This window comes from Citreicella sp. C3M06, assembly GCF_018860705.1.
In the GTDB taxonomy this organism is placed as follows: domain Bacteria; phylum Pseudomonadota; class Alphaproteobacteria; order Rhodobacterales; family Rhodobacteraceae; genus Salipiger.
Map to the genome: position 1 here is coordinate 1 of NZ_JAHKQA010000052.1, position 10,487 is coordinate 10,487.

Sequence of the window (10,487 nt, forward strand, 5' to 3'; positions counted from 1 at the left end):
AATGCATCCTGACCCTAAGGGCAGATGTAGCGGTCGTTCTCTTCATCCCGGGTGAAGTCCGAGCGAGACAGGGTGCCATCCGTGCGCTCGCCTTTGTCTATGGCGGGGATGAAGGGCAGGATTTTTCGCTTCAGGACGATCTCGACCAGGCTTTCTTCTGATCCATAGGCCGTATCCGCGACCAACCAATCCGGGCGAATGTCGAAGCGCTTGGATGTGCGGTCCAGCATGATGAGCGTTGAGCCGACCTCGGCTTGCCGCACCGAACGGGTCGCCTCGACATCCATGATGATCCCGTGATCCGTGTCGATCAGGTAATTGTTTGAATAGGCGAAGAAAGCAGGCCCCTTGCACGCTGCCGTCCATTGGCTGGCAGGATCCGCATGGGCCGTGAGCTTGGGCTTGACGGGCGTTGCCACGCCGAAGGCTTCCGCATCAAGAGTGTCGAGATACTCTCTCACCGCCCTCGGTGCATCCGTCGGATCGATCGTGGAAGCGTCCCATTTAGCCTGACGGCCGGAGCTCTGCTTCTGGACATCGGCGCTGATCAGGCTGGCATCGACAGCGAAGCCTTGGCCGCCGACTAGGCCATGGGCGATGCACTGGGCCACCACACGTTCGAAGACGACGCGGAAGATGTCACTTTCACGGAACTTGCCATGCCGAAGTTTCGAGAAGTTCGAATGATCAGGCACCTTGTCCTCGAGCCCGAGCCGACAGAACCAGCGATAGGCGAGGTTAAGGTGAACCTCCTGGCAAAAGCGCCGCTCGGACCGCAGCCCCATGACATAGCCGATCACCAGCATCCGGATAATGAGCTCGGGATCGAGCGAGGGACGACCGGTGTGACTGTAAAAATCGTGCACCTCCTCGTGCAGATCGCTCAGATCCAGAAAGCGGTCGATGCCTCGAAGGAGATGGTCGGACGGAATATGCATCTCGAGATCGAACTCATAGAAAAGCCGGGCGTGAACCTTCTGCCCTCCAAGCATCGCAATGCCTCCACATCCCTGTAAATTAAAGGAATCAGAAGCCTTCGCGCCAATCAAGTCCGGAGTTTTTCAACAGCATCGGCGGAAATCCGACTTTCGCTGCGTCTTGAGTGAATGGCCGCGCTGCGCAATCGTACCGACAGTCCACGAATGGGGTACACAGGTGCCCTCATGCATCGAGGTCCGCCCTGTGCAGATATCGGATATATGTGCTTATCGCCCTGCCTTCAGGAATCTTCAATCGACGCGCAGATCGGCCTCTGGCGGAGCCTTGATGGTCCACGTCAGTCTCCGCCCGGTGAGGAGCTGAGCATAAGCATCGGGACCGACCTTTGACCCGCCCATATTGCGGAAGGTGCGCCGCATGTTGCGAAAGAGAGCGGCCTCGATCCGCAAGACGTCCGTCGCAGTCCCGTGAGCCCAGAAATTCGACTGGATCAGCGCGCCGTCGGGGTGCTGACCATAAAGCTGGATGACGACGGCGGAAGAGACCTCCGGTGGCCGGAACGCATATCGCACGCCCTTGTAATTCTGAAACGCAGAGGCCTGCATCCGGGTGCCCGGCGGCACAAGGTAAAGGCTGTGCTCGAAATGACCCGGGAACATGCGCAGAAGATCGGGTATTTCGCGCGACCGATCATACAAAAGAACCTCCGGCGAAGTGCAGTCCGGATGAACCGCGTAGACGAAAGTCTCCTGTGCTTCGACCAGATCCATCAGGGTATGGAAATCGTCTGGGGTCGCATAGAAGTAGGTGCATTTGCGCATGTCAACCTGCCTTCAATCCAGCGATGAACGCTTCGAAGCTGGGCGCGATGACGTGCAGCCCCACGTCGAGCGGAACTTCGTGATCGAGGAACAGGATTTTCCCGTGGTTTGGTCCCTTCAGTGCGATGACGATCTGGTTGCCGCCATCATCTCTTCCGATGCTCAGATACCATGGACGCAACTCTTAGCCATAATTCGCGCTGTAATGCCAAAGGTCATGGTAGCTGTCTCGGGCATTCACGGCATAGAGCGCATGCAGGGTGGTGCTCGCCTCCTGTCCGTTCTCCGTGAATGTGACGAGTCGATGTTCGGGGGTTTGCCCGTTCCGCTTGGCAAGCCAGTCGCGATAGGCAGGGGGAAGCCGAGCCTGGAGCACGCGTTCCAGAAGGTCGAGCGTGTCGGGGGCGAGGGACGTGGGCGTGGGCTTGTGATCAGTCCTCATATCTGTGTCTCTCGCGCGCCGGTTGGACCGTCGAGCGCTGCCGCGCCACGGTCCGTGAACTCCGGTTTGCTAGGATCGCTTTGCCCATCGCCAGCCGTCATCCTTCGCGCCGTGCATACAGTGACATTTCTTGACAGTTCAGGTCGCGTCAAGCCTCGTGATCGCTGGTCTGCAAGGACGTCGCGCACCCTGTGCAACGCTTTGCACGGCAGAGTGCGCAGCCCTCGCCATCGGAGCGTCACGCGACCTGATCCACCCATGTGGTTGGGCCTCGGGTGCCAGCGGCATGAACCTTTGCGCAACGGCTGAGGGCTCAGCCCCTGCGTCGCGCCTTTTCCGCATGACGCAGCATTTCGGCAAAGGCGCTCACCTTTGCTGCGCGGAACTTTGACGCGGGAAGCACCGCGAAGATCCCCCCTTCGGGAAGCTGCCATTCGGGCAAGACCCGGATCAACAGGCCCGAGGCCACATGGTCCTGCACCAGATAGTCTGGCAGCACCGCCAAACCCGCGCCCTCCTTCACGGCAGCCATGATCGCGGGTGCACTGTCGATTGAGAGATTGCTTTGCAGCCTTGCGGAAACCGTGTCACCGGCGGCGCTTTGGAACTGCCAGTGCAGCGGGTCGGACAGCGCTTTGTTCGCAATGAAGGGCACAGCAACAAGATCGTCTGGATGTCGGATATGATCGAACTGACCCGAGTTGGCGCCCGTGCCGACAAGAACCTGTCTGAACCCGCCCATTTTACGCGCCAGCAGGGTCGAATCGCGCAGCCACCCGATCCGAATGGCCAGATCAAGATCGCCTGCCATCAGATCGCTATGATCATCGCCAAGATACAGCTCGACCTGGCAATCAGGATATTGGCGCCGGAATACAGCGACAAGCGGGGCTATGACCGCCGTGCCGTAATCATGAGGGGCGGTCATGCGCAATGTGCCCACAGGTTTCTCTGAAAGCTGTGACAGCTCACTAAAGGCCTCTTCCGCCTGATTCAGGATCGACGTGCAGCGCGCGTAGAACAGCCGACCCGCCTCGGTGGTGCTGACCTTGCGCGTGTTGCGCACCAGAAGCGTGGCCTTCAGCTCCTGCTCCAGCTGGGTTACCTGGCTGCTGACCACGGCCTTGGTCACCCCAAGGCGGTCTGCGGCTTTGGTGAACGATCCGGTTTCCACGACCGCCGCGAAATAGGCCAGCCGGTTGAGGTTATGGGTTTTCGTCATGCGCCGATTGTTAGCCCTTGGCATACACTATGTCAAAATCGTTTGCCTTATCATGAGCAATGGATGCGCCTATCTCGGTGTCCAAGGAGACAGATCATGACACAGACAGCGACACTGCATTACCTTTTCGACCCACTTTGCGGTTGGTGTTACGGGGCCTCGGCAGCCATCGGCGCGCTGGCAGATCAGCCCGATATCGACCTGCAGCCTCATGCCACCGGGCTGTTCGCAGGCGACGGGGCACGACCGATGAAAAGCTTCGCGGCGCAGGCCTGGGCCAGCGATCAGCGCATCGCCGCGCTCAGCGGCCAGAAATTCACCGAAGCCTACCGTCAGAACGTGCTGGGCGCCGATGATGCCTCATTGGATTCCACCGTGGCCACGCTGGCTGTGACGGCCGTGGCCAACACCAACCCGGAGCGCGTGATCGAAGCGTTGCGGGCCATTCAATCCGCGCGCTATGTCGCGGGCAAGGATGTGACCACCGCAGCGGTCGTTGCGGACGTGCTGACCGATCTCGGCCTTGCGGATGCCGCAGCGTGTGTCCTGAGCCCCGATGCGGCGCTTGCAGAGCTGGTGCGCCGCCGCACGGCACAGGCCCGCACCCTGATGACAACCTACCAACTCCGGGGCGTTCCCGCCCTAATTGCCGAAGTCGATGGCACGCGTGGCGCGCTGGATGCGAGCACGCTCTATTCCGGCCCCGATGCTGTGCGCGCCGCGCTCAAGCTGCGCTGATCCTTCTACAACCAAAGGACAAAACCCATGTACCGCAGAGACATCCTGAAACTGACCACCGCAGCCGGAGCCGCTGCCATGATGGCACCCGGCCTCTCCTTCGCGGATGCGAATGGGCTGACCTGGACCCATTTCCCTGCCGGCGAGAACGGCTTTTTCCGCGCACCGATCCTGGTCCAGGGCGCAACCGAGGCTGTGCTGATCGACGGCGGGTTCCCCTTGCCGGATGGTCGCGCATTGGCCAAAGATATCAGAGCCACGGGCAAGAGTCTGACCACGATCTACATCAGCCAGAGCGATCCCGATTTCTACTTCAGCCTGCGCCCGATCGTCGAATCCTTCCCCGAGGCCCGCGTCATTGCAGCCAGCGAAACCGTCGCGGCCATCAATGCCAACGTGGCGAAAAAGGTCGAAACCTGGGGGCCGCAACTGGGCGAGAACGGCCCGGCGACGGTGGCAGAGGTGGTCATTCCCGAAGCGGATGACAACAGGACGCTCACGGTGGACGGCCATTCAATCGAAATCGTTCCCGCCGAAGGGCTGGCCAACCGCCGCTACCTGTGGATCGAGGATCTGCAGGCCGTGTTCGGCGGCGTGATGGTGTTCTCCGGCGTGCATGTCTGGACCGCGGACACGCCGACCAAGGAACAGCGCGCCGCATGGATCGCCAATCTGGACGCTATTGTTGCCCGCAACCCGCGGGTTATCGTGCCTGGCCACATGACCCCGGACGCGCCGATGGGTCTGGACGGCGTGCAATTCACCAAGAATTATCTGCTGGCGATTGAGGAAGAGCTCGACAAGGCGGATGGTTCGGAAGAGCTGATTGCCGCGATGACCGCCCGTTATCCCGATCTCGGCATGGGCGTAGCATTGAACGTCGGCGCCAAGGTTCTGACCGGCGAGATGAAATGGGGCTGATCCCCGCCTGAGCCGTTTCGCGGCGTGCGCCACTTGCACCAAGTGAAAAAAGAGCGGCCACCTCACCTTGGCCGCTCTCGCCTCGCTTCGGATAAGCACAGATTACAGATTTTCGAGCGGCAAGGCGACGGCGGAGACGATGGTGTCCGCCATCTTGTCCGACTGCTTTTGAGTAAGTCCTGTCGCGGCTGCGATTACGGTAACAAAGGTCGGCTTCGGGTCGAGAGCGACGGGCGCTGCTGCCGGCCATGGGTACGGCTCGCTGCACCGCCGCAAGCCCGCTCCGAGCCCAAAGTTAAAAATGCGATGAGGTTTTCGAAAGGCTGCTCCGACGAGCCCTTCAATCCCTTCATAGGCGTTGTCCAGGGTGACCGCCTAGAAAGGCCCCGTTCGACTGAGGCTACCGCCTACATGCCTCAGTCCTGAGAGATGAGGACAGGGGCATCGACCGGCAGATCAGCCAGATAGCCGACAATCTGGGATCGGGACCGCTGCATGTACGCCAGCTTCTGATCGAGTTTCGCCACTTCAGTTTCAAGCCGAGCACGCAAGCGGTCACAGGGGTGGAACGTCGGCTTCGGGCTGATGATGCAGGGCAAAAGGTCGTGCATCGCCTCGATCGTCAGGCCGGCATCCGCCAGCTGTTTTATTCGCTTTGCCTCTTCGAGGTCGGCTTCAGAATAGTCGCGATAGCCGCTGTCGGTACGGTGCGGCTGGAGCAGGCCCTCGGCCTCATAATATCGCAACATCCGGATACTGATACCACTGCGCTGAGACATTTCTCCGATCTGCATTGGTACATCTCCATTTCCCACTTGACCCTAACAGTACTGTCAGAGTGCATGACGAGATCCGACACATCAAGTCGGAGAACAGATTCATGACGAAGATCGAATATTTGCAGCATGACGGTGCCCGCATCGGTTATCGTGACGACGGTGAGGGCCGACCTCTGGTGCTGGTGCACGGCACCGGAGGGGATGGTGAGGCGAACTTTTCTGGCCTGATGCCCGGTCTGCCTGACCGAAGGGTAATCCGGCCAGATTACGCGGGGGCCGGGCTGACCGATGATCCCGCCGAGGCCCTGACTCTTGACCGCTTGGCCGGACAAGTGCTGGCTGCGGTGGACCATGCCGGCGTCGAGACCTTCGATCTCTTGGGCTTCTCCCTCGGTGCCGCTGTCGCCACCCGGCTCGCCGCACGGCAGAGTGACAGGGTCGAACGGCTCGTCCTAGTCGGTGGCTTTGTCTCTGGAGCTGATCCTCGGTCGCAATTGCAGTTCCGGCACTGGGCGGATCTTGCACGGCGGGACCCGGCATCTCTAGCACGGCTCATGCTGTTGACAGGCTTCAGCCACGCCTTCCTCGCCGGAGTAGACGACATGGAGTCGATCGTTGCCGAAATGGTGGCGAGCAGCAACTGGCAAGGCATCGCGCGGCAGGCCGAGCTCGACCTTCATGTCGATGTCTCACGCGATCTGGCAGATATTCGCGCCCATACACTGGTACTTGGCAATCAGCAGGATCAGATGGTTGACCCTAAAGCCTCGATCGCTCTGGCGCATGGCATCGGTCGTGCGACGCTCGACTGGATCGACGGGCCACACTTGGCTTTGATGGAAACACCGAAGCCGGTTGCGGCGTTGCTAACACGGTTTTTCCACGATTGATGCCATGCACAAAATGGCACGGCGTTTCCCATAGCACGACAGAACCACGAGCACGCCACTTCTCACGAGCAGGAACGCGATCCAATGCCGTCCTTCACCTCAGCAGCGAAGACGGCTTTTTCCCGCTCTGCCGACCTCGAGTCGTTGGACATGCTGCGGCGGGGATGAAAGGCCGCTTCGGTGACGCTGCGGCGCCGCACCGGCGGTCACGTCCAACGGCAGGCAGGAGTGGGCCGGTCGCGCCCTGCGTCCTGGGTGATGGGCGCGGCTTTGCAAAGCCCGCTTCCTGCACTTAGCTGTTGTTAGTTTGCCGTACAGCGAAGTGCGGCTCACCGCCCTTTCTGTAGGCCATCGCTTCCGGCCCTTACCAGCCGTTCGTTTGGCGCCGCGCCGCTGCAGTGCAGCTTCCAGGAAGCGGACATCCAAAAATATGTCGATATAAGACTGACTAAAAGTAACCTTTCGACGCCACGCTTGGCACGGAGGCGTTATGCATGCTGAAAGGGTCCTTGCATAATTTAGCCTCAACCAATGTTCACCAACCAATCCAGAAAAACGCCCAACCTTCGCAACCCCGACACGCGGGTAAGGTAGAGGGCTGAGATATCCAGTGGGGCGGCGTCAAGCTGGCCGGGAAACAGCTCAATCAAACGCCCGGCTTGGATGTCTTCTGCGATCATGAAATCGGAGAAACGCGCGATGCCCAGGCCGCCCAACACCAACTGGCGCACGGCCTCTCCGTTGCCTGCGGTCAGGGAGGTGGGCACCGTTACGGGGGTGGACAGACCTGTGAAACGCAGTGTGTTGATATGATCTGGTGCCGCGAAACGCACTTGTTCCAGCTTCGCGAGGTCGGTTGGTGTTTTTGGCCAGCCGTTGCGATCAAGATACTGCGGCGCAGCCACTAATTTCCAAGGCGTGCGCCCCAAGGGGCGGTGCAACATGTCGCTATCAGGCAGCTGCCCCAGCCTTATGGCGACATCCGCGTGACTTCCGATCAGATCCACCAGCGAGTCTGTCATGTCGATAGACAACTGGATGCCGGGGTATTGCGCGTGAAACTCGGCCAGACGCGGGGCGAGAACATGTAGGACGTAAGGAACCGGTGCGTTTACACGCAGGGGTCCTGCGGGTGCTTGCCCGCTGGTTGCGATTTCCTGCAGGGCTTCGCTGCGGTCCAGGATCTCGCGTGCCTCGGCCAGAACTGCGGCACCTTCGGGGGTGATCTCGATGGATCGCGTGGTGCGGCGTAACAATGTGACTTTCAATTGTTCTTCCAGCCGCATGACCGACCGGCTGAGCGTAGAGGCCGAACCCCCCCTGCGACGCGCGGATTCAGCAAAGCCGCCATCATCGACGATCCCGACAAAGGCCGCCAAATCCCCCATGCGTAGCAATTCGTGCATTTTCTGCAATGACCCATCCCAAACCTGCATGTTCTCGCAACAGATAGAGACTGGCATATACGGCGTCGACATCAAATTTGTTGGAGAAAACCGATGCCACTTGCCCTTTGGGCGCTGACCATCAGCGCTTTCGCCGTCGGAACGACCGAGTTCGTCATCGTCGGCTTGCTTCCCACCATCGCCGCCGATCTTGGTGTTTCCATCCCCTCCGCTGGCCTGCTCGTCAGCCTCTATGCGCTTGGCGTCACCATCGGCGCGCCCGTGCTCACGGCCATGGCAGACCGGGTGCCGCGCAAGACGCTGTTGCTGCTCTTGCTGGCGCTGTTCACCCTGGGGAATGCCTACGCAGCCTGTGCGCCGGATTACGGCAGCCTTGTCGCTGCGCGCTTTATCACCGGTCTCGCTCATGGCGTGTTCTTCGCCATCGCTTCGACCATTGCCACCGATCTGGTGGAGCCCGAAAAGGAAAGCTCGGCCATTGCACTGGTGTTCCTTGGCCTGACAGTCGCGTTGGTGACGGGAGTGCCCTTGGGGACCTTCATCGGCCAGAACTTCGGCTGGCAGTCGACTTTCCTCGGCGTTGTCGCGCTGGGTGTGATCGGATTTATCGCCTCTGCCGTACTGGTGCCGGCCAACCTGACCAAGACTGCCTCGGCAGGGATCAAAGCACAGTTGCAGGTGCTGACCTCGCCACGCCTTCTGCTGGTCTATCTGATCACGGCAATTGGCTATGGAGGCAACTTCATCGCCTTCACCTTCCTTGCGCCGATGCTGAATGAAGTCACTGGCCTGTCTGCGGGTGCGGTCAGCCTTGTGCTGCTGCTCTACGGTGCATCTGTCGCCGTGGGCAACATCGCAGGTGGTAAACTGGCTGATCGTATCGGTGCAGTGGCATCGCTGACGGTCATCTTTGCTGGCCTTGCCATATCTCTGGTCGCACTCGGCGCGCTCCTCACCAGCCCGATTGCAGCCATCGCGGTTGCGGCCTTCTGGGGCGGCTTTGCCTTCGCCAACGTGGCGCCGCTGCAATCCTATGTCGTGCAAATCGCACGCGAAGTCTCACCGGGTGCGGTGGATGTGGCGTCCGGCCTGAACATCGGTGCGTTCAACCTCGGCATCGCCGGGGGCGCATGGGCCGGGGGGCTTGTGGTGGAAGGCATCGGCCTTGCCGCTGCGCCCTACATCGCTGCCGCAGTGGTGGGTGTCGGGATTGTTCTGGTGCGCCTGTCTGGTCGCCTGAACGCAACAGCAGCCCAAGCTGTTGCTGCCGAATAACCTCGCTTGCCTCGCCGCCTCTTGGTGCGGCGAGGCAAACCAGTGAACTGGAGCTGTGAATCATGTCTGCCCTGAATCTGATTTACAAAGACCGCATTACTTTTGGCATTGAATTGCCACTGGACCGCGACTGGTCTGAAGCCGGGCAACGCCGTGCCCGTATCGAAGGGCGCCCCTTTGGTGTGCCAGACACCTCAAACCCCGCCAAGGGCCTGGAACTGGCCGAAAGCCTTGGCTTTGATGCGGTCTGGCTGCGGGACGTGCCAATTCACGATCCCAGCTTCGGGGATGCGGGGCAGGTCTTCGATCCGTTCCCCTATCTTGGCTTTCTTGCCGGCCGCACGCGATGCATAGCGCTTGGCACTGCGGGTATCGTCTTGCCACTACGTGACCCGATCCTGCTGGCCAAGATGACGGCCAGCCTGCACCATCTGTCGGGCGGGCGATTTATCCTTGGCATCGCGTCCGGGGACCGACCGGTGGAATACCCGCTGATGGGGCTGGACTATGAAGCCCGCGGAGCCACCTTGCGCGATCGCGTCGACCAGATGCGCACTCTCTGGTCAGGTGATGCGCTGCAAGGACCACACGGCCCCGTCACCGTGCGCCCCTTTGTGCCAGAAGGTTTCCCGATGGTCATGGCCGGGATGGGCCAGCAAAGCCTGCAATGGATCGCCCGTACATTGGACGGCTGGTTTACGTATCCTGGTCCTCCGGATCAGGCCGAGCGCCGCCTGTCGATGTGGCGTCAAGCGCGCAACGATGCAGACCTCCCCACCGCGCCGGTCCTGACCGCCATGCATTTGGACCTTGACCCTGATCCCGACGCGCCCTTCCGGCCGATCCAGTTTGGGGGCCGTATCGGTCGCAATGCATTGAGGGCTCATGTTCGCTCCCTACACGCAGTGGGAGTCGCGCACATCGCCTTTAACCTGCGCCAATCACAACGCGAAATCCAGGACGTTCTGGCTGAATTGGCCGAGCACGTCATACCAGAATTTGCACAAAAAAACACAATGGATACAGCACAATGAGCATCGTCCTAGGGTCAGGA

General features: G+C 60.5%; 10 protein-coding genes and 1 pseudogene. 5 read left to right on the plus strand and 6 right to left on the minus strand.

Going from position 1 to position 10,487, the window contains the following annotated elements; genetic code table 11:
• Nucleotides 1-17: 17 nt before the first annotated feature.
• From KO516_RS12420 to KO516_RS12435, 4 genes and pseudogenes are all read right to left on the minus strand, one after another.
• Nucleotides 18-992 (minus strand): annotated as a pseudogene (locus tag KO516_RS12420) (transposase); the annotation flags it as partial.
• A 237-nt stretch (nt 993-1,229) separates the two neighbouring features.
• Nucleotides 1,230-1,760, minus strand: coding sequence for a hypothetical protein (locus KO516_RS12425; RefSeq protein WP_216004113.1), 531 nt, complete (start codon nt 1,758-1,760; stop codon nt 1,230-1,232).
• Nucleotide 1,761: 1 nt separating this feature from the next.
• Entirely contained in the window at nt 1,762-1,941 is a 180-nt protein-coding gene (locus KO516_RS12430) for an SMI1/KNR4 family protein (protein WP_216004114.1), read from the minus strand.
• 574 nt (nt 1,942-2,515) lie between these two features.
• Nucleotides 2,516-3,448 (minus strand): LysR substrate-binding domain-containing protein, encoded by a 933-nt coding sequence (locus tag KO516_RS12435; RefSeq protein WP_371742081.1) that lies wholly within the window; start codon nt 3,446-3,448, stop codon nt 2,516-2,518.
• 72 nt (nt 3,449-3,520) lie between these two features.
• On the opposite strand from KO516_RS12435, the gene KO516_RS12440 reads away from it, so the two are divergent.
• Together KO516_RS12440 and KO516_RS12445 are read left to right on the plus strand one after the other, a co-directional pair.
• Nucleotides 3,521-4,162, plus strand: a complete 642-nt coding sequence (locus tag KO516_RS12440; protein WP_216004116.1) for a DsbA family protein — start codon at nt 3,521-3,523, stop codon at nt 4,160-4,162.
• A gap of 27 nt (nt 4,163-4,189) precedes the next feature.
• Nucleotides 4,190-5,083, plus strand: coding sequence for an MBL fold metallo-hydrolase (locus KO516_RS12445; RefSeq protein ID WP_216004117.1), 894 nt, complete (start codon nt 4,190-4,192; stop codon nt 5,081-5,083).
• 416 nt (nt 5,084-5,499) lie between these two features.
• Here the strand turns inward: KO516_RS12445 and KO516_RS12450 are convergent, their stop codons facing one another.
• The gene (locus KO516_RS12450; RefSeq protein WP_216004118.1) at nt 5,500-5,877 is read right to left on the minus strand and encodes a MerR family transcriptional regulator; all 378 of its coding nucleotides are present in this window, start codon (nt 5,875-5,877) and stop codon (nt 5,500-5,502) included.
• Between the two features lie 86 nt (nt 5,878-5,963).
• Here KO516_RS12450 and KO516_RS12455 point away from each other — a divergent pair, with 86 nt between their 5' ends.
• Nucleotides 5,964-6,752: an alpha/beta fold hydrolase gene (locus KO516_RS12455; RefSeq protein WP_216004119.1), complete on the plus strand. Its 789-nt coding sequence runs from the start codon at nt 5,964-5,966 to the stop codon at nt 6,750-6,752.
• Between the two features lie 524 nt (nt 6,753-7,276).
• On the opposite strand, the gene KO516_RS12460 is transcribed toward KO516_RS12455, so the two are convergent.
• The gene (locus KO516_RS12460; RefSeq protein ID WP_252737576.1) at nt 7,277-8,158 is read right to left on the minus strand and encodes a LysR family transcriptional regulator; all 882 of its coding nucleotides are present in this window, start codon (nt 8,156-8,158) and stop codon (nt 7,277-7,279) included.
• A gap of 93 nt (nt 8,159-8,251) precedes the next feature.
• Here KO516_RS12460 and KO516_RS12465 point away from each other — a divergent pair, with 93 nt between their 5' ends.
• Entirely contained in the window at nt 8,252-9,433 is a 1,182-nt protein-coding gene (locus KO516_RS12465; RefSeq protein WP_216004121.1) for an MFS transporter, read from the plus strand.
• 62 nt (nt 9,434-9,495) lie between these two features.
• Entirely contained in the window at nt 9,496-10,467 is a 972-nt protein-coding gene (locus KO516_RS12470) for a TIGR03571 family LLM class oxidoreductase (RefSeq protein ID WP_216004122.1), read from the plus strand.
• Nucleotides 10,468-10,487 lie beyond the last annotated feature (20 nt).

Bases quoted from the DNA above. Each gene is read 5' to 3' on its own strand.
- KO516_RS12425 (WP_216004113.1), bottom strand. From the start codon at position 1,760: ATGCGCAAATGCACCTACTTCTATGCGACCCCAGACGATTTCCATACC.
- KO516_RS12435 (WP_371742081.1), bottom strand. From the start codon at position 3,448: ATGCCAAGGGCTAACAATCGGCGCATGACGAAAACCCATAACCTCAAC.
- KO516_RS12440 (WP_216004116.1), top strand. From the start codon at position 3,521: ATGACACAGACAGCGACACTGCATTACCTTTTCGACCCACTTTGCGGT.
- KO516_RS12445 (WP_216004117.1), top strand. From the start codon at position 4,190: ATGTACCGCAGAGACATCCTGAAACTGACCACCGCAGCCGGAGCCGCT.
- KO516_RS12450 (WP_216004118.1), bottom strand. From the start codon at position 5,877: ATGCAGATCGGAGAAATGTCTCAGCGCAGTGGTATCAGTATCCGGATG.
- KO516_RS12455 (WP_216004119.1), top strand. From the start codon at position 5,964: ATGACGAAGATCGAATATTTGCAGCATGACGGTGCCCGCATCGGTTAT.
- KO516_RS12460 (WP_252737576.1), bottom strand. From the start codon at position 8,158: ATGCACGAATTGCTACGCATGGGGGATTTGGCGGCCTTTGTCGGGATC.
- KO516_RS12465 (WP_216004121.1), top strand. From the start codon at position 8,252: ATGCCACTTGCCCTTTGGGCGCTGACCATCAGCGCTTTCGCCGTCGGA.
- KO516_RS12470 (WP_216004122.1), top strand. From the start codon at position 9,496: ATGTCTGCCCTGAATCTGATTTACAAAGACCGCATTACTTTTGGCATT.